This window comes from Blautia sp. 1033sp1_1033st1_G9_1033SCRN_220408, from assembly GCF_040929965.1.
Classification (GTDB): domain Bacteria; phylum Bacillota; class Clostridia; order Lachnospirales; family Lachnospiraceae; genus Blautia_A; species Blautia_A ammoniilytica.
Genome location: NZ_JBFKZO010000037.1, coordinates 1 through 17568, shown reverse-complemented (window position 1 = coordinate 17568; position 17568 = coordinate 1). Strand labels below are relative to the sequence as shown.

The 17568-nt window shown below is 41.8% G+C and carries 18 protein-coding genes, 2 tRNA genes and 1 pseudogene; 9 read left to right on the top strand and 12 right to left on the bottom strand.

Annotated features, from left to right (window positions below):
- The first annotated feature begins 3 nt into the window (after positions 1-3).
- A tRNA-Lys gene (locus tag AB5916_RS16815) sits at positions 4-76 on the top strand.
- Between the two features lie 64 nt (positions 77-140).
- On the opposite strand, the gene yedF is transcribed toward AB5916_RS16815, so the two are convergent.
- From yedF to AB5916_RS16800, 3 genes are all read right to left on the bottom strand, one after another.
- The gene (gene yedF, locus AB5916_RS16810) at positions 141-752 is read right to left on the bottom strand and encodes a sulfurtransferase-like selenium metabolism protein YedF (RefSeq protein ID WP_368191989.1); all 612 of its coding nucleotides are present in this window, start codon (positions 750-752) and stop codon (positions 141-143) included.
- Positions 753-833: 81 nt separating this feature from the next.
- Complete coding sequence (locus AB5916_RS16805) at positions 834-1070, bottom strand: DUF3343 domain-containing protein (protein ID WP_368191987.1); 237 nt, start codon at positions 1068-1070, stop codon at positions 834-836.
- Positions 1067-2890 (bottom strand): serine hydrolase domain-containing protein, encoded by a 1824-nt coding sequence (locus AB5916_RS16800; protein ID WP_368191985.1) that lies wholly within the window; start codon positions 2888-2890, stop codon positions 1067-1069. The genes AB5916_RS16805 and AB5916_RS16800 overlap by 4 nt, the downstream gene beginning before the upstream one ends.
- 250 nt (positions 2891-3140) lie before the next feature.
- On the opposite strand from AB5916_RS16800, the gene AB5916_RS16795 reads away from it, so the two are divergent.
- Positions 3141-4976, top strand: a complete 1836-nt coding sequence (locus tag AB5916_RS16795) for a DUF975 family protein (RefSeq protein ID WP_368191983.1) — start codon at positions 3141-3143, stop codon at positions 4974-4976.
- Positions 4977-5027: 51 nt separating this feature from the next.
- On the opposite strand, the gene AB5916_RS16790 is transcribed toward AB5916_RS16795, so the two are convergent.
- The gene (locus AB5916_RS16790) at positions 5028-6215 is read right to left on the bottom strand and encodes a metallophosphoesterase (protein ID WP_368191981.1); all 1188 of its coding nucleotides are present in this window, start codon (positions 6213-6215) and stop codon (positions 5028-5030) included.
- 261 nt (positions 6216-6476) lie between these two features.
- Between AB5916_RS16790 and AB5916_RS16785 the strand changes: the two genes are divergently transcribed.
- From AB5916_RS16785 to AB5916_RS16775, 3 genes are all read left to right on the top strand, one after another.
- A complete protein-coding gene (locus tag AB5916_RS16785; protein ID WP_368191979.1) occupies positions 6477-7331 on the top strand; it encodes a SpoIID/LytB domain-containing protein in 855 nt (284 codons plus the stop codon).
- Positions 7332-7413: 82 nt separating this feature from the next.
- Positions 7414-8193: a peptidoglycan DD-metalloendopeptidase family protein gene (locus tag AB5916_RS16780; RefSeq protein WP_368191977.1), complete on the top strand. Its 780-nt coding sequence runs from the start codon at positions 7414-7416 to the stop codon at positions 8191-8193.
- 212 nt (positions 8194-8405) lie between these two features.
- On the top strand, positions 8406-8648 hold the full coding sequence (locus AB5916_RS16775; protein ID WP_158421502.1) for a GIY-YIG nuclease family protein: 243 nt from the start codon (positions 8406-8408) through the stop codon (positions 8646-8648).
- A gap of 1 nt (position 8649) precedes the next feature.
- Here the strand turns inward: AB5916_RS16775 and AB5916_RS16770 are convergent, their stop codons facing one another.
- A complete protein-coding gene (locus tag AB5916_RS16770; RefSeq protein WP_173729146.1) occupies positions 8650-9312 on the bottom strand; it encodes a hemolysin III family protein in 663 nt (220 codons plus the stop codon).
- Positions 9313-9571: 259 nt separating this feature from the next.
- Between AB5916_RS16770 and AB5916_RS16765 the strand changes: the two genes are divergently transcribed.
- Entirely contained in the window at positions 9572-10177 is a 606-nt protein-coding gene (locus tag AB5916_RS16765) for a CDP-alcohol phosphatidyltransferase family protein (protein WP_262582758.1), read from the top strand.
- Between the two features lie 95 nt (positions 10178-10272).
- Positions 10273-10662: a hypothetical protein gene (locus tag AB5916_RS16760; protein ID WP_368191974.1), complete on the top strand. Its 390-nt coding sequence runs from the start codon at positions 10273-10275 to the stop codon at positions 10660-10662.
- Here the strand turns inward: AB5916_RS16760 and AB5916_RS16755 are convergent.
- Entirely contained in the window at positions 10623-11672 is a 1050-nt protein-coding gene (locus tag AB5916_RS16755) for a low specificity L-threonine aldolase (protein ID WP_368191972.1), read from the bottom strand. The genes AB5916_RS16760 and AB5916_RS16755 overlap by 40 nt on opposite strands.
- Positions 11673-11946: 274 nt before the next feature.
- Between AB5916_RS16755 and spoVT the strand changes: the two genes are divergently transcribed.
- Positions 11947-12495 (top strand): stage V sporulation protein T, encoded by a 549-nt coding sequence (gene spoVT, locus AB5916_RS16750; protein ID WP_158421497.1) that lies wholly within the window; start codon positions 11947-11949, stop codon positions 12493-12495.
- Between the two features lie 2 nt (positions 12496-12497).
- On the opposite strand, the gene AB5916_RS16745 is transcribed toward spoVT, so the two are convergent.
- The gene (locus AB5916_RS16745; protein ID WP_158421496.1) at positions 12498-13046 is read right to left on the bottom strand and encodes a D-alanyl-D-alanine carboxypeptidase family protein; all 549 of its coding nucleotides are present in this window, start codon (positions 13044-13046) and stop codon (positions 12498-12500) included.
- A gap of 61 nt (positions 13047-13107) precedes the next feature.
- The gene (locus AB5916_RS16740) at positions 13108-14574 is read right to left on the bottom strand and encodes a nicotinate phosphoribosyltransferase (protein WP_368191970.1); all 1467 of its coding nucleotides are present in this window, start codon (positions 14572-14574) and stop codon (positions 13108-13110) included.
- Positions 14575-15048: 474 nt separating this feature from the next.
- On the opposite strand from AB5916_RS16740, the gene AB5916_RS16735 reads away from it, so the two are divergent.
- Positions 15049-15120: transfer RNA gene (locus AB5916_RS16735), tRNA-Gln, on the top strand.
- A gap of 138 nt (positions 15121-15258) precedes the next feature.
- Here AB5916_RS16735 and AB5916_RS16730 read toward each other — a convergent pair.
- The 4 genes and pseudogenes from AB5916_RS16730 to AB5916_RS16715 form a co-directional block, all read right to left on the bottom strand.
- Positions 15259-15477: pseudogene (locus AB5916_RS16730) on the bottom strand (DUF3784 domain-containing protein); the annotation flags it as partial.
- Between the two features lie 118 nt (positions 15478-15595).
- Entirely contained in the window at positions 15596-16531 is a 936-nt protein-coding gene (gene rhuM / locus AB5916_RS16725) for a RhuM family protein (protein ID WP_118254254.1), read from the bottom strand.
- Between the two features lie 183 nt (positions 16532-16714).
- Positions 16715-17032, bottom strand: a complete 318-nt coding sequence (locus AB5916_RS16720; RefSeq protein WP_368191967.1) for a type II toxin-antitoxin system RelE/ParE family toxin — start codon at positions 17030-17032, stop codon at positions 16715-16717.
- A gap of 2 nt (positions 17033-17034) precedes the next feature.
- On the bottom strand, positions 17035-17313 hold the full coding sequence (locus tag AB5916_RS16715) for a type II toxin-antitoxin system Phd/YefM family antitoxin (protein ID WP_173729152.1): 279 nt from the start codon (positions 17311-17313) through the stop codon (positions 17035-17037).
- Between the last annotated feature and the right edge of the window lie 255 nt (positions 17314-17568).

The following is a 17568-nucleotide window of genomic DNA, read 5'->3' as shown; positions in this document are numbered from 1 at the left end:
TATGGGATATTAGCTCAGTTGGTAGAGCACTTGACTTTTAATCAAGTTGTCCGGGGTTCGAATCCCCGATGTCTCATGAAAAAGAAAATCCGTAAATCCTTATAAACAAAGGACTTACGGATTATTTTTATTTTCCATATTTACGGGCGGATGATCGAACCGGCTTTTTCCATTGTTTCAACAATTTCGTACATGTTAGTAACAGTACCGATCTGCAGCTGTTCCTTCAAATTATAGAAATCAAGACAGGTGCCGCAGGTCATAATCTTTACACCCTGTGCCTCTAAAGTGTTCAGATCTTCCAGGGAATCAGATCCGGTACAGGTAAGATATGCCCCGGAATTGTAACATAAAATGGTTTCCGGAAGTATGTCCTGTTTTGTAAGGGCAAAAATAAAAGCTTTCATTAAGGCCTTTCCAAGCTTTTCATCACCAGTACCCATAGTGTTGCCAGAAAGAACTACCACAGTTCCCTGTCTACGGGCATCTGGGCTGCAAACAGCAGCTTCTGAGGAACTTGGAGAACAAGATGTCACTTCCATAGTCACAGAATAATTTGTTTCGTTTTCTTTGCTGGAAACGGCTTCAAATCCACGACTGGCAGCAAATTTAAGCAGATTCTGTACAGCGATCTCATTATCTACAAGAATGGTTAGAGAACCACCTTGCTGCATTTCCTCAGATTTCTTTTTGGCATTTACAACTGGAAGAGGGCATGCCATACCTCTTGCATCAAAAGTAATTTTTTCCATTTTTTTACTCCTTTATGTTATAAATCATCCGCATATGATCAAATGTATGCGGTTTTTGACCTTGATAACTGATGCTTGAATTTAAATCATACATTGATAGATACCTTCCGGCTGAACCTGGATATGGTTAAGCAGCGCCTGTATGTCCTTTTCATTCTTAACATTTGTACTCCAGGCCAGTCCGCAGCTGGCAGAAATCATTCTGGGGACCGGGATCAGACCACCGGAGATCTGATTTTCCTTACAGGACTGTTCCAGAAGTAGTGCATCCGTTGTAGAAGAAAAGGTGATTACCAGACGCAATTTCCTGGAGATCATAACGGTTGCTCCTGACTGCTTATAATCTTCTGGGGGCATAGAGTACCCTGTACCACTGGTTCGATGGTACCTTCCATGAGCCTGTGTACTACTGTCATGCCACCATTATCCCGGAAAGTGGCAAAAATCAGTTTGTTAGCCAGTTCCTCTGTTACAGATTCCAGCCCCTCCATGATCATTCCCTTGCCAGGTGTTTCCAGGAAGCGGATCTGGATCTGTCTGTCCTGGAAAAAGATATGGATCTTTCGACTGACACACTCCTCCAGAAAGGTAAGGGTAAGCTTAAGTACAGGGGTACCATTTTCGTCAGAGGTAAATTCACCGGATGTGGCGATCAGGTAAGGCTCTTCATGGATCGTGAGCCAGGTCTGTCTGGCAGTTGAAAAACCTACCGGAATTTGGTGAATGGTATCACCCTCCAGAAACAGTACGTAAAATATGCCTTTTTCATAGGAGAAAGAGATTTCCCTCAGCCCCTCCGTCATATTATTGTGGAAAACTTGTATAAACAGTGGAAAAAGGCCAACAGATTGTGGAGAAAGCTGATAAGTTCTTCCATTAAGCTGTTTGAACATAGGATACGGATCCGGCTGGCAGTTTGTAGTACAAGGTTTTCCTGGATATCGGGCAGATATTCTGGCTGATTTTGGCCAGCCGCCATGAATGGCAGGAGCTTTACCACCGGTTTGGATAGAACCGATCAGTTTCTGTAGAATACCATAAGCACTTGGATCCTCTGGCAACTGTTCCTTTGGCATATATTCTACAGAAAAATATTTGCGGATGATATTCAGCATAACACAATTCTGGAACAACTCGTTGTTCCCTGCATTGGTTACAAGTACCATGTCCATATCCGGATATACAACCACATTTTGACCAAGCATTCCATTAAATTCAAAGCTTTCGGGCCGCTGCTCCATCCAGATCTGATAGCCGTATCCAAATGTACCTGGAATGCTGTCTGTATGCTTCTGTGTGGAAGTTTCTACCCATGCTGCAGGAATGATCTGCTGATCATTCCACATGCCTTTTTGCAGGTAAAGCTGGCCAAGCTTTGCCATGTCCTCCATACATAGGAAAAGTCCCCACCCTCCTTTGGTGATCCCTTTGGGACAAGTCTCCCATAGATATCGTGTGATCCCCAGAGGCTCAAAAAGCCGTGGCTTCAGATAATCCGTTAGAGTTTCGCCGGTACGTTTGGTCACAATGGCGGATAATACATAAGTATTCAGGCTGTTATACTGGAACGTGGTGCCAGGACGGCCCGAAACCTGGGAACTTAGATAGCTTCCAAGCCAGTCATTACCGGAAACAATGCCGGATTCGTTAAAGGTTACGCCACTGGTCATGGTAAGAAGATTATCCACTGTTATGACGGGACGAAGCACCTTGGTAAAAGGATTCAGCTGATCCTCAAAAATCTTATATATATTTTCGTCCAGGGTTAGTTTTCCCTCGTTTACAAGCAGGCCAATAGCCATAGAGGTAATGCTTTTACACATGGAATGGGTAATGTGCCACATGCCGGCAGGATAAGGGGCAAAATTACATTCACAGATCACTTTTCCATGTCGCAGCACCATCAGATGATGCATATCTGTATATTTGGAGCTGTAAAGCTCACGGATCATAGCACTGAGCAGGCGGGAAGATACACCCTGACTTTCCGGGGTTGCTCTTGGAAAAGGCTGTTCATAGGGTAAATCCTCCGGGAATTTTTTCTTTTGCGGAAAAAAATCCACACGGCTTACATTTTCTGTTTTTCCAAGGATCAGATTCATGATCAGTTCCGCTACTGCAAGTTGTTCTTTGGCCATAGACAACCTCCTGATATCAGAATTCATTATTGCCATCATAAAACTGACAGACAACTCTTTTTATGCATTATACTCATTTTACTTAAAAAAAGCAATGAATGTCTCTGGAATTTACAATGTCCCCCAATGCCATCCTGGTAACATATTCTCTTTCTTAAGATATGCTTTCAATATACTTACAATCCTGTGACGTATATTGTGTTTTATCTGCAATTTCTATATAATCATATTATACGAAGGAGAAAAAAATATGAATTACAGAAAAATGATAAAAAGAAAAGCAAGAATTTCAGTCAAAGAGCATTATGGGATCTGGGTGGTACTGTGTCTGGTACTTATGATCATTTCCGGCGGAAGGCTTGTGGATTACAGTATTGCCAGGACAGAAGTAACAGCCAGGTTGAACCTGCCATTCAAAGGAAAAGATCCGGTAAGTGAGGAGATTTATGAGGAAGATCCTGGAATGGGCAGTCAGTTTATAGCTATTTTGAAGAATTTATTTGATGGAAACAGAGAAGAAGGAAGACGTCTGGCAGATGAGCGGATACAGAAGCAGGTAAACTCCTCAAAGGATAACAAGAAAGCCGTGCTGGGGCATAGCCGTGGAATGCTTTCAAAGATTGTAAACAAGATCACATCCGGAGCATTTATCGTGTCGATTGCTGTGGGTATTTCTTCTATTGTTGGTTCAGATAGTGCTGCAGTGATCATATTAATCCTGGTCAGTCTGGTGATCGTTTTCCTGGTTTGGTTTTTGTTTATCAATGTATATAAGGTTGTCATGGTGCGCATGTTTATGGAAGGCATGCGTTATGAAAAAATCCATACACAGAGGGTATTTTATCTTCTGAAGGTACGGAAATGGGTTCAGGCATGTTTGACCATGTGTGTGATGCGGGCATATAAATTGTTATGGTGGTTTACAATCGTGGGGGGATTGATCAAACACTATTCGTATTTTATGGTTCCTTATATCGTGGCTGAGAATCCGGAGATTGGAGCAAATGAAACGATCACGCTTTCCAGAAAGATGATGAATGGGCATAAATGGGAATTGTTTATACTGGATCTTTCTTTTTGGGGATGGGAAATTCTGGGAGCTTTTACCGGCTGGATCGTGAATATACTTATTACAAGACCTTACAAAGAAACTACCATGTGTGAATATTATGCCATGTTGCGGAGGATAGGAAAAGAAAAGAAAATTCCAGGCAGCCAGCTTTTAAATGACAGGTATCTTTTTGAAACACCTTCACAGGAAATGCTTTTGATGGCATATGGAGATGTGCTCAAGAAGCGGGAAAGCGAAGAAGACATTCTGGCACCTATGAGAGGAATCCACAGATTCATGATCAAGAATCTGGGCATCGTATTCTTTGGAGATAAAAAAGAACGTGAATTTGAAAAGAAGCAGGCAGAAATGCTGCAAGGGACAGAATTACGTGAGGCATATGAAGGAAAGATTTATCCTGCCCGACTGGGCCCTCTTTCGGTAAAAAATAAGAATACCAGGCAATGGCTTTCCCAAATCAATTATATGCGCTGTTATTCTGTATGGTCAGTGATCATGGTCTTTTTTATCATGTCCTTTGGAGGCTGGATCTGGGAGGTCAGTCTTCACCTGATCACAAACGGAACCATAGTAAACCGTGGAGTTCTGCATGGTCCATGGCTGCCGATATATGGAAGCGGGAGCGTACTGATCTTGTTATTGCTGTATCGGTTCCGCAATAACCCTGCAATAGAATTTGTAATGACCATGGTGGTTTGTGGTGGGATAGAATATCTTACTTCCTATGTACTGGAACTTATAAACGGAAAAAGATGGTGGGATTATTCTGGCTATTTTCTTAACCTGAATGGCAGGATCTGCGCAGAAGGCCTGCTGGTCTTTGGTGTAGGAGGCCTGGTGATTATTTATGTGCTGGCCCCTCTTCTGGACAATCTGGTACAGCGAATGAATCACAAACTGCTTGTGGTGTTATGCGTAAGCCTGATTTGCGTATTCCTGACAGACCAGGGATATTCATCCAGATATCCTAACAGTGGAAAGGGAGTTACTACTGTTACAAAGATCCGTAAATAACAGTAAATAACAGTCCCTTTTCCTTATAACGGGAGATAAAATGCTGTCCCATTAATGAAAGTGTACAGTGATGGGGCAGATCTCACAGTTGGTGCCTACTCGCATATCCGGTCCCCATACACCTACGCCTGAAGTAACAATATTGTGCATCTTGTCTTTTTTCAGATAACCAAATGAATTTTCCCAGAACAGATGGATAAACAGGTTTCCAGGGAAGATCTGGCCGTCATGGGTATGACCGCAAAGATCCAAGTCTGCTCCGGCATCTGCAGTTTCCTGCAGTTGTTTTGGCTGATGGTCAATGAAAATAACCGGTTTATCAAGATCAAGGTCTTTGGTCAGCTGAGCCGGGGAAAGCCGTTGTCCGCCAAGCTTGTGGGTGCGGGAAGAATCATTTCGTCCTACAACATAAAATTTATCATCGATCAATTCTGCTTCGTCTGTAAGAAGATGGATATTGGCATCTCTAAGCAGCTGCTCCATACGTGGATCAGCCTGATCTTTTTTCTTTCCGCCAAAAGTAAATCCGGCAAGAATGGGTTCATCCAGGTCATGGTTGCCCCAGCAGGCATATACCCCATATCTGGATTTAATGGATTTCAGTGCGTTACACACTCCTTCAGGATCGCTGATGGCATCGTAATCATTATCAAAAATATCCCCTGCAATACAGACAATATCCGGATCCTGGGCATTGATCTTTTCTACCATTTTCTGTGCATGTCGGCAGTTAATGCTGTAACCGAAATGGGTATCTGCAAGAAGGACGATCTTAAGGGAATCCATGTCCTTTACCTTTTTGTTGACAGTCACTTCATAAGGCGTTACTTTGATGGTACCTACATGCAGAATACCGTAAACGCTGATGAGAATAATCAGTGCCATACAGACAAAGCCTGTGATCACGAAGGTGCTGCGAAATTCCAGAAATCGGGCATGAAATACATACTTAAGGATCAGGCGTACAAGGTCGACTACTACAATTACCAAAATAATGTAGAGAAATGTGCCGAGAAAATAGTTGCCAGTGTTTTTCAGGATGCGGTGAAGAAATTCCGGCTTGTTGATCAGGAAGCCTGTAAGCAGTGAAGAGGCTATCAGAATATAAAAAATGATAAATACAGCACGGAAAACTGCAGACTGGAAAATATGGCTGCAGGCACCCATCCAGCGGATCATCCAACGAACCACATAAACATTCACAAGAATATAAAATGGCGCCAGTAAAAAAGCTGTCATGGCTATGTAACCTCCAAATGTGTGATTTGCGGTAACTGATCAGTGACTATGCAGTTACGATTTATTTAGTATACCGTAATTTTGACAGGGATACAATATTCAATCCTTCTCACTATTACGGCCATAGTATAATTTGGTTACTGCTCATAGGCAATGTATCATGCCAAGTGCTTTGCCATGAATATGGCAAAATCCTCAGATATAACATAATTTTATGTGAAAAAAACATATACTGAAAAAAAGACAACCGGGAAATAGCTTATGAAGGAAAAGATCAGAAATATTCTGTGTAGCCTGCCGGTACTTCTGGTGCTCCCGTATCTTATGGTTATAATAGTAAATGGAGCCGAACAGGCACTTACAGTACATACTTTTGATCCTGAAGAATGGATCGCCTGCATGCTGGAAGGACAGATACCTGCAGGATATGAGACGGAAGCAGTAAAAGCCCAGGCAGTGGTTACAAGAACCAATTTTTATGATGAAATGTATGAGGGCAGAAGTCTGCGTGATATTGTGATAAAGAGGCAGGAGTATGGAATGTCAGCTGGAAAATTTCCGGAGCTTTTTTTTCGGAAAAAAGAAGAATGTTATGAGGAAGCAGTACATGAAACGGAAAATATGGTGCTGACATGGAATGAGGAATTGAAGCTGGTTCCCTATCACCGGATCAGCAGCGGAAGCACCAGAGATGGTCAGGAGGTTTTTCATAGTCAGGAGTACAGTTATCTGAAAACTGTGGACAGCAGTGAAGATAAAAAAGCGGAGGAGTATTTATCTTCATTTTATATTCCTGCATCACAGATGCCCAAGGTACTGGAAATCCGGGAAAGGGACTCTAAAGGATATGTAAGCTGGATGATGGCAGATGGAAAGCCTGTTGAGGGAGAAGCCTTTCGTACAGGACTTGGGCTGGCTTCAGCGGATTTTAAAGTACAGAAAATAGGCAGCAGGTATCGGTTTTTGTGCAAGGGAAAAGGTCATGGACTTGGGTACTCACAATATGGGGGAAATTGTCTGGCAAAAGCAGGATATGACTGGGAATACATTCTTCAGACTTATTTTCCTGAAATGGAAATAAAAAATATTGTACAGATTCCAAAAGCTGGTGTATAGCCGGCAAAATTTCTGGACACCCTATAATTACAGGTGGAGCGGCGAACAGGCTCTGGATTATGATGATAGAGGTGAACAGAATATGAAGAAAAACAGAACAATGAAGGTTATTTTCAATGTTGGGGCGCTGGCTGTGCTGGCAGCACTTGGAATCAGTGCATATCAGCTTGGAACATCCCAAAATGGGGAGATCATTCAGGAGATACTGCCAATGGAAAGTGTTCAGAAAAGTGATACCAAGGAAGATGAGATAAAAGAGGAAGCCAGTGCACAGGCAGATACCCGTCTGGTGCAGGCGGAAACAGGCAGTGGCAGCATCACAGCAGGAGAAAATCTGATACAAGAAGAGACACAGACAGAAGCTATCAAAACTGCTTCGTCTGTAGAAGCAGCTGCAAAAACAGGCGCCGGTGGAATTGCAGGACTAAACATGGCACCGGAGATCCTTTTTTCAGAAGATACATTAATGGAGTGGCCAGTAAATGGAAATATCCTGATTGATTACAGCATGGACAATACTACGTATTTTCCTACGTTGGATCAGTACAGATTAAGTTCCGGCATTGCTGTCCAGGCAGTGCAGGGCGCCCCGGTCCAGTCTGCAGTTAATGGAAAGGTACTGACCATTGCACAGGACGCACAGACAGGAACCACGGTTACTATGGAACTTGGAAACGGATATCAGGCGATATACGGTCAGCTGACAGATCTGCAGGTAGAACAGGGCGATACAGTGAAAAAGGGTACAACCATCGGATATATAGGTACACCTACAAAATATTACAGTAAAGAGGGAAGTAATCTGTACTTTGCAATGAAGAAAGACGGAAAGCCAATTGACCCGATCGTATATCTGCCATAGGGATTCACAAAAAGTAAGAGAGCACGTATAATAAAGAAGGTAGGAAAATATGTGGCCGGTTTCCCTGCCAACAGAGATATTACGGAAATCCTGATAAGATACGCTTCTTACCGGCTGCTTTTATATAGAAAAGGGGTAACAGTTCAGTATCCTTACAGTTACAAAAAGGGAATGCCAAGGCATTCCTTTACATAGAAAGCCAGGGATTATAAATGAATTATACTTATATGGTGAAATGTGCAGACGGAAGCCTGTATACTGGTTGGACAAATTGTCTGAGGAAACGGCTGCAGGCACATAATAAAGGCCAGGATGGGGCAAAATACACCCGCACAAAGCGTCCGGTGACGCTAGTTTATTACGAGGGGTATGAGACGAAACAGGAAGCAATGCAAAGAGAATATGCAATCAAGCAGCTGACCAGAAAACAGAAACTGGAGCTGCTTGATTTTTAACTTATAATGGCATGCGGGCAACGAAGGAATACATAAGGATGAAGTGGCATGCACTGCCTAGCATGATAAATACATGGAAGATCTCATGGGAACCAAAGTTCTTGTGTCTGGAATTAAATAGCGGAAGCTTTAAGGCGTAGATCACACCGCCTACTGTGTAGATCAGCCCTCCTGCAAGAAGCCAGCCAAAGGCTGCTCTTGGAAGTGCTGTGAAAATCGGCATAAATGCCAGTACACACAGCCATCCCATGCCGATATAGAGCAGGGACGAAAGCCATTTGGGACAAGTTACCCAAAAGCCTTTGAAAAGGATCCCAAGAATGGCAACTGTCCAGACCATTGCACACAGAATATAGCCGATGTGATTATGAAGGACGATCAGACATACAGGTGTGTAGCTGCCGGCGATCATTACAAAGATCATCATATGATCCATCTTGCGCAGCCTGCGGTTGACTTTTTCGGTAGAATCTACGGAGTGGTAAATAGTACTGGCTGCATATAGAAGCATCATTGTAAGGATAAATATGCTAAGGGCAGCCAGGTGCAGGTGATCTGTACAGCCAGCTGCACGGATCAGCAGTGGTGCTGCGCCCGCCGCTGCAAGCAGAAATGCGATACCATGAGTAATGGCGCTGCCAGGATCTTTTAATTTGAATTTCATGTGAAAACCTCCTTTGAATGATTACAGGAATCCTATGATCTTAAAAATAATACGGCATCAAAAACAGTAACATGTAGTATTTGAAACTACATAATAAGTATGTGAATACTATAACATGAATATTATAAAAAGCAAGTCTTTTTTTATATTTTATCAGTCTTTTTTTATTTTTTATCAGGTTGACGAAACTTTTTTTCATGTTAGAATGAAACAATATGGTAACGGATGGAAAAGGAGTATACATGAAAAAGGAGAAGCTATGGGAGAAAGATTGAAAAAAGACAACATATTGACCATTCCCAATCTGATGAGTTTGTTCAGGATCCTATTGATACCGGCTATTATATGGTTGTACAGAAGAGGAGATTATAAACAGGCTATTGCTGTGGTGGCACTGTCTGCACTGACCGATGTGTTGGACGGAAAGGTGGCCCGCAGATTTCACATGGTTTCTGATGTAGGTAAGGTGCTGGATCCTGTAGCCGACAAGCTGACACAGGTGTCTATGATTTTCTGCCTTTCCTCCAGATATCAAAGACTTTGGGTGATGATCCTTTTATTTGCTGTAAAGGAAGGAATCATGCTTTACTGGGGATATCAGACTCTGAAGGTGAGAGATCAGATCAACAGTGCAAAATGGTACGGGAAGCTTAGTACAGTAGTTTTGTATCTGGTGATGACTGTTTTGTTTTTCTGGCAGGAGATCCCAGACGGGCTGGCCTGGTTTCTGATCGTTTCCTGTGCTGGAATTATGCTTATGTCACTGGTTCTGTATGGAAGATTTTATCACGGGATCCTGAAGATGCATTTTCTGGATACAGAAGTAAAACAAAAGGATGAAAAGACGATATCAAAGACAATATAAATAAAGGCTAATAAATAAAAGTTAAAAAATAAAAGTTAAAAAATAAAAGCAAAAAAATAAAAGCTAATAAATAAAATGTGTAATGGGGAAGATAGATGAAGGTAACAGAAGAGCTTCTGAACAAGATGAAGCAGGACAGTAATTTTAGTGACGGGATCATTATGCCGGATGGAGATTACCGGCTGATCCAGGACGGCGGACATATGGAGGCTTTGATGGGATTACTGCCCTACACTTCGGATGAGATATTCAAAATGGTGCCACAGGATGATTCACCGCTGTTTTGGCTGATCGAGAAGACAGGATGTGTGATCACAGACTATAATTCCACTGTGGGGATGGATATGACCCATGAGCAGGAACGGGTATTTCAGGCATTGGTTGCCCATGGGTTTATTTCCAGTGAGTATTTTAACCTGTCCAGTCAGAGAAAAAAATTCCACGATCAGGAAGAACAAAAAGACAAAACAGTTCCCAGTCTCTGAACATCCTCCTGAGTGGTTGCCCAGCTTGTTACGAAACGGATCACGGTATGGGAATCATCATATTTTTCCCAGAAACTGCATTCAACCTGGGACAGGAGACGATCCATTACAGAATTATCTATAATGCAGAAAATCTGATTGGTAGGAGAATCATAACAAAGCTGAAATCCATTGCTCTTCAACATGTCCCGGATCTGATCGGCTGCCGAAATAGCAGACTTCCCGATATGCTCGTAAAGATGGCTGGTAAACAAAGTATCAAACTGAATACCTAACAGCCTGCCTTTGGCCAGCTGGGCACCATGCTGTTTGATAATGGTAAAGAAATGAGGAATCAGTCCGGGAACAGTGATCACGACTGCCTCACCGAATAAAGCACCGCATTTGGTGCCGCCAATATAAAATACATCACAAAGGGCTGCAAGGTCTTGCAATGACAGGTCGTTTTGGGGGCAGGCTAGTGCATAAGCCAGCCTGGCTCCGTCCAGGTATAAAGGAATCTGGTGCTGGCGGCAGATCCGGCTGATCTCTTCAAGTTCTGAGTGGGAATATAATGTGCCATATTCTGTGGGATGGGAGATATAAACCATTCCAGGCATAACTATATGGTCATGGTTCGCATCCTGATCATAATCCGCGAGAAACCGGGATAATTCTGCTGCATCAATCTTCCCGTTATGGGAAGGAAGAGTAAGAACCTTGTGACCGCAGGCTTCTACTGCTCCGGCTTCATGTGTGGCAATATGTCCTGTGCTGGCAGAAACTACGCCCTGATAGCTTTTAAGAATTGCAGAGATCACGGTGGCATTTGTTTGTGTGCCGCCGGTAAGAAGGAAAACCTGTGCCTCCGGTTTCCGGCAGGCTGATTTGATCTTTTCACAGGCAGAACGTGTATAATCGTCCAGTCCGTATCCTGGAGTTTTGATCAGATTTGTTTCTGTAAGCTTTTCAAGGATCGCCGGATGGCAACCCTCCATATAGTCGCATGCAAATGATAAATTTGTATTCATATTTATAATGCTCCTTAAGTTCGATACTAGAGATGTGAGGCATAAATCTATATGCTTTGTTGTTCCTTTTTATTTTAATGCAAAAAGAAGTAAAGTGCAAAGACTTTTGCAGGCTGTGATTTGCTGTGATTTGATAAGACTTTCGTAAATTGTGATTTTTAGGTTATGATTTTGGCAAGCTGTGATTTTGACGCATAATTCCTCTTGTTTTTCGCATACTATCCATACAGCACAAATTATGGAAAGTATGTAAGAAGCAGGAGGGATTTTTTATATGAAAGCTACAGGAATTGTCCGCAGGATCGATGATCTGGGCAGGGTTGTGATCCCAAAGGAGATCAGGCGGACATTACGGATCAAAGAAGGTACGCCTTTGGAAATTTATACAGACAGGGAAGGTGAAATTATCCTGAAAAAATATTCACCAATAGGGGAGCTGAGTACCTTTGCAAAAGAATATGCAGAAGTACTGTCGCAGACAACGGGAATGGTTTCCTGTATTACAGATCACGACCAGGTGATAGCGGCAGCAGGCCAGGGAAGCAAAGAGTATGTAGGAAAAGAGATCAGCAGTGAATTGGAAGAAGTGATCTTTGCACGGGAAATGAAACTGTCCGGAGCACAGGACAGAAAGAAAGTGGCCATTACTACAGAACAGGTGAAAAACTCCCTGGCGCAGATCATACAGCCGATTATAAGCTCCGGAGATGCCATAGGAAGTGTGATCCTGATCGGGAAAAATGACAGGGAAACCATAGGAAACAGTGAAAAGCTTCTGGTTCAGACCGCTGCCGGTTTTCTGGGAAGGCAGATGGAGCAGTAGGATCAGAAAGGACGAAGGGCATAGTATTCTTCAAGCGTTTGACCGGTAAGGGCCAGGTAATTGGAAAGTGCCCGGGTAACGTAGCGGATGTGCCAAGGCTCCCAGGGAAAACCAGTAATGTTTTCTTTTCCTTTGGGATAGCGGATGATGAACCCAAAAAGAGAAGCATTTCTGGATAGCCATGATCCTTCGCTGGTAAAGGCAAATTCCTCAGTGAGAGCAAAGCCTGCTTCTGCGCAGGAAACATCCAGGGCAAGGCCACTTTGATGTTCGCTTGTACCAGGGGCAGCAACATAAGGATTCTGTCCATACAGCTGTTTCTGGCACTGGTAGGAGCGGTATCCGGAAATACCATAAAGGTTCAGTCCATCTCTTTGGGCACTTTGAAACAGGCGAAGTGCAGCCTGGGCAGTACGGATCTCAAGAAGACGTCTGGAATCCTGGGAGGATGCCTGAAAGGGCAGTCCGATATCTGTAAGCTGCTTGGGGACGTACCCCTCGGGAAGAGGATGTTTTCCATTGATCAGACGGGTGTAAGAATCATAACGCATAATAAAAAGCCCCCTTTCCCTTTTATGTTTATGCAAAAAGGGAAGGGGGTATTCCTGTTTTTTAAAAATCCAGATCCTTCTGGCTCATTTCTTCGATCAATTCTTTCTTCATGGTATACAGCTTTGGAGAAAGGTCTACATAAACCTTCTGAGGATTTACAAAACGTCTGGATTCATCCCATAAGGTTTCCTGTTCTTTCAGACAGATATCCCGCAGTTCCATCACAGATGGAGAAGTGTACACGCGGCGTCCCTCGCGGATCACAGGAACCAGAAGCTCACGAAGCTGGTAGGTACCGCCAAGCACTTTTGTCTTTTTCCAGGTATCTACCGGATCGAAAATGATCATGGTATCATTTTCATCCAGCTTCTCGTCTGCCAGACAGATCAGGTCTGCTTTGATCTTGCCTGTGGATTTGCTGTAGATACGATAAACGGTTTTGTTGCCTGGGTTTGTCACTTTTGCTGTATTCTCAGACAATTTGATCTTGGGAATAAATTCCTGTGTCTCCGGATCCCTGACAGCAGATAACTTATATACGCCTCCAAAGGCAGGATTGTCATTAGCAGTGATCAGTCGTGTGCCAACGCCCCAGGAATTGATCTTTGCATCCTGGGCTTTCAGGCTTTCGATCAGGTATTCGTCCAGGTCGCTGGAAGCAGAGATGGTGGCATCGTCAAAGCCGGCAGCAGCAAGCATCTTGTATGCTTCTTTGGACAGATAAGCCAGATCTCCGCTGTCAATACGGATACCGTATCTGGTAAGCGGAATGCCTTCTTCACGCATCTCTTCAAATACACGGATGGCATTGGGAACACCGGACTTCAGCACATCATAGGTGTCCACCAGAAGGATGCAGGCATTGGGATAAAGCTTTGCATAGGTCTTAAATGCAGTATATTCATCTGGAAAGCTCATGATCCAGGAATGGGCATGGGTGCCAAGCACAGGTACATCAAACATCTGTCCTGTAAGAACACAGGAAGTACCGATACAGCCTCCGATCACAGCAGCACGGGCACCAAAGATACCAGCATCCGGTCCCTGGGCACGACGAAGACCAAATTCCATAATGCCATCGCCTTTGGCTGCATAGCATACACGGGCTGCTTTTGTTGCGATCAGACTCTGGTGGTTGATGATGTTCAGAATCGCTGTTTCCACAAGCTGGGCTTCCATAATAGGCGCAATAACTTTTACCATAGGTTCTCTGGGGAAGATCACAGTTCCCTCGGGGATGGCATAGATATCACCTGTAAAATGAAAATTACTCAGATATTCAAGAAAATCCTCTTCAAAAAGGTGAAGGTTGCGAAGATAATCAATATCCTCTTTTGTAAAGTGAAGATTTTCGATGTATTCGATCATCTGCTCCAGACCGGCACAGATAGCGAATGCGCCGCCACAGGGATTGTCTCTGTAAAACATGTCAAAAACTACGGTCTGATCCTTCGGATTTTTAAAATAACCCTGCATCATGGTAAGTTCATAAAGATCCGTTAGCAGAGTCAGATTATTTGCTCTCATGTGTTTTCTCCTCGTTCATTATAAATTTCCGTATCGCTATGGTAATATAAGCCTGTAACTTTTCAGTAGGAAGTCTCATCATAACTGTGAGAATACTGAACAGTTACGTAACAAGAATGCCTCGGCATTCTTGCTGCGAGGTGCGCGTCATGCAATTGCATGACATACTTCTACTGCGCACCTCTGCAATCCTGCCGGAGGCTATATCAGCTGGGGGATTGACTCCCACCACTGATACTAGCTTGTTTCTCACCACCTATAGAGGTGGGAGTCATCTCCCAGCTGATATACTAAGTGCTCACATTATATCACATTCGGATAAAAGATAAAGGTTTGATGTAAAAATATTAAAAAAAGGTATTTGAAAAATATTAAAAAAAATAAAAAAATATAAAAAAAGGGCTTGCATTTCTGTGAGGAGTATTATATAATACCACTTGTCGCAAGCGAGAAGCGTATTGCGAAAGAGAATTTAGGGCTATCGCCAAACGGTAAGGCAACGGACTCTGACTCCGTCATTTCAAGGTTCGAATCCTTGTAGCCCTGCTAAGTAAAGCACCTCAGATGAGGTGCTTTTTTCGTATTGTGAAAAGTCCCAGAAGCTACAGATTTAAAGGGCACTGAAAAAGTCTGATTCTAAAAAAGCCCAATTCTTTTTTAGAATCAGACTTTTTCAGTGCCCTTAATTAATATAAGAATTGCTATAATAGACATTCCAATTCCCGTTGTTCTGCATAACTTCTTTTCATCATACTTTTCCTTTTCTTCTTTTGAAGCCATATTGTATCCAGAAATAAACCAACTTCCGTGCCCAGAAAGTAAAATTATAGAAAGTACAGCAAATACCACAAAGACAATCCATATTATCCAGTCTGGACCCGTAGCTAAATCTGCTAATTTCATATAAATGCCCTCCTTAACTTCCGATTGATATAATCTTTTTCAACTCCACCTTCTTGCCCTTCGGACAAGAAGTATCCCTCGCTCAAAGAGTTCGGTCAATTCCGATTCGAAATCAAATTTACATTATTAACAAATTCATCACCAAATTAACCATAATATCTTTCTCCTTTGGATCTGACTCTGCAATCATTAATGTTATTGCTACTAATGCACCATCACTTACTCTTTTTTGATCAGCTTTGTAAAGTATATTATTTCGAGCCAAAAATTCCAAAAATAACGATGCAGCAATTCTCTTGCATCCATCAGCATAAGGATGATCTTTTATCATAAAATACAAAAGATTGGCTGCTTTCTCTTCTAAGGAAGGATAAACATCTCCTCCAAAAACATTTTGATAAACTGCTGCAAGAATACCTTCAACTTTTCCCTTTTCTTTCTCAATCCCAAAGACATCCGAGTGAAATGAATCTTCCATTGCATTCACCATATTTCGGCAATCTTCATATGTAATTCTATAGATAGCCTTGCTTCCAGTAGGCTTTTTAAGTGATTGATGATCATACTGATCTAACAGCATCAAAGCATTTGTATATAAGCTAACAGCTTTCAACACCTCTGCTTCATCTACTTCCAAAGTACATGCAAGCATTTTTGTTTGGATATTTATTGTTCGTTGTAAAGCTTCTAATCTTTTTTCATTGATTGCATACCCCTGTATGATATACTGTTTTAGAACACTATTAGCCCATTTTCTAAATTCTACTCCTCGATTAGATTTCACTCTATAGCCTATAGAAATAATCATATCTAAATTATAATGTTCAACTTGATACACTTTTCCATCTGAAGCAGTTGTCGCAAAATTTGCGACAACTGAATTATCCAACTCTTCTTTTAATGCATTATTAATATGTTTCCCAATTGTCTTTACATCTCTTCCAAACAATTCGGCTAACTGTTTTCTATTAAGCCATACAGTATTATTTTTTATAGGCACAGTTAACTTTATTTCTTTATCGGCAGTTTCAAACAAAATTAATTCATTCTCCATGTTTGCTTTCCCTTCTGAAAATACAAAAAAATGCCAACAGTTAAAACGAATTCAATAATAAATTTTCCGTTTTTTTAATTTTCTATAAGTTATTTTACTCTTTTTATATTCCTACCGCCTACTCTTCTGGATAAAGGCAAGCCTTAATTAAATTGCTTAGTCAGTTATATTTCGATGTTTGCCTTACAAACCTCGAATAATGTTCAAATAATCCTGCCGCTGATCTACGACAGCGTATATAGTGACTTCTTTTCGGGCTTCATTAACTTTATAAAATACAAGGTCTTTTTCAAGAACCAAAACCTTATAACCCTGACGTTTTAATACCAGGTATCTCGGATTAATTCCAAGATCTGGATTATCCCCTAGTTGTTGTATTCGATCTTCTATTTCGTCTAGCTTTTTCAATGCCACATCATTGCCGAAATTCTGTGCAATATATAATATAATCTTTCGCAGACCAGCATCTGCAGTATCAGTACGAACAATATTGTATTTCAAGCTTAGCCCTCCTGCAGCATAGCACGTAAATCATTAAAAGTTTCGCTGATTGGCTCAACACGACCATTCTTTACGTCATCTTCTGCTTCAGCAAGGATTTCAAGTAATTCTATTCTTGATTTCATATTCTTGTATTCTTCATAAGACAAGGACACTGTATCGCCTCTTCCATTTACAGTAATGATAACTGCTTCTTTTCCCTCACGGCACTGCTTTGAAATTTCATTATAATGATTCCTTAAATCTGCTGATGGTCTGATAGCTTCCTGTATAGCAAACATAATACGCACCTCCTATTATTATATATAAAAATTATATCATTCATTGTCTATATTTTCAACGCTATTTCCATACTTGAAAAAATCCCATATAACGTAATCGTAATTCTAGCACCATTTTAACATAAATATAGCAAGAATTCTCCTTCCTCTGCAGATGGGAGATGAATTGCGAAAAAATGAAAAGAACACTTGTTCTATGACACAATCCGTGGTATAATAGAGTCAGTCGAAAATATAAATTGTTAGAAAAAGGAC

Bases quoted from the DNA above. Each gene is read 5' to 3' on its own strand.
- yedF (WP_368191989.1), bottom strand. From the start codon at position 752: ATGGAAAAAATTACTTTTGATGCAAGAGGTATGGCATGCCCTCTTCCA.
- AB5916_RS16805 (WP_368191987.1), bottom strand. From the start codon at position 1,070: ATGATCTCCAGGAAATTGCGTCTGGTAATCACCTTTTCTTCTACAACG.
- AB5916_RS16800 (WP_368191985.1), bottom strand. From the start codon at position 2,890: ATGGCCAAAGAACAACTTGCAGTAGCGGAACTGATCATGAATCTGATC.
- AB5916_RS16795 (WP_368191983.1), top strand. From the start codon at position 3,141: ATGAATTACAGAAAAATGATAAAAAGAAAAGCAAGAATTTCAGTCAAA.
- AB5916_RS16790 (WP_368191981.1), bottom strand. From the start codon at position 6,215: ATGACAGCTTTTTTACTGGCGCCATTTTATATTCTTGTGAATGTTTAT.
- AB5916_RS16785 (WP_368191979.1), top strand. From the start codon at position 6,477: ATGAAGGAAAAGATCAGAAATATTCTGTGTAGCCTGCCGGTACTTCTG.
- AB5916_RS16780 (WP_368191977.1), top strand. From the start codon at position 7,414: ATGAAGAAAAACAGAACAATGAAGGTTATTTTCAATGTTGGGGCGCTG.
- AB5916_RS16775 (WP_158421502.1), top strand. From the start codon at position 8,406: ATGAATTATACTTATATGGTGAAATGTGCAGACGGAAGCCTGTATACT.
- AB5916_RS16770 (WP_173729146.1), bottom strand. From the start codon at position 9,312: ATGAAATTCAAATTAAAAGATCCTGGCAGCGCCATTACTCATGGTATC.
- AB5916_RS16765 (WP_262582758.1), top strand. From the start codon at position 9,572: ATGGGAGAAAGATTGAAAAAAGACAACATATTGACCATTCCCAATCTG.
- AB5916_RS16760 (WP_368191974.1), top strand. From the start codon at position 10,273: ATGAAGGTAACAGAAGAGCTTCTGAACAAGATGAAGCAGGACAGTAAT.
- AB5916_RS16755 (WP_368191972.1), bottom strand. From the start codon at position 11,672: ATGAATACAAATTTATCATTTGCATGCGACTATATGGAGGGTTGCCAT.
- spoVT (WP_158421497.1), top strand. From the start codon at position 11,947: ATGAAAGCTACAGGAATTGTCCGCAGGATCGATGATCTGGGCAGGGTT.
- AB5916_RS16745 (WP_158421496.1), bottom strand. From the start codon at position 13,046: ATGCGTTATGATTCTTACACCCGTCTGATCAATGGAAAACATCCTCTT.
- AB5916_RS16740 (WP_368191970.1), bottom strand. From the start codon at position 14,574: ATGAGAGCAAATAATCTGACTCTGCTAACGGATCTTTATGAACTTACC.
- rhuM (WP_118254254.1), bottom strand. From the start codon at position 16,531: ATGGAGAATGAATTAATTTTGTTTGAAACTGCCGATAAAGAAATAAAG.
- AB5916_RS16715 (WP_173729152.1), bottom strand. From the start codon at position 17,313: ATGTTTGCTATACAGGAAGCTATCAGACCATCAGCAGATTTAAGGAAT.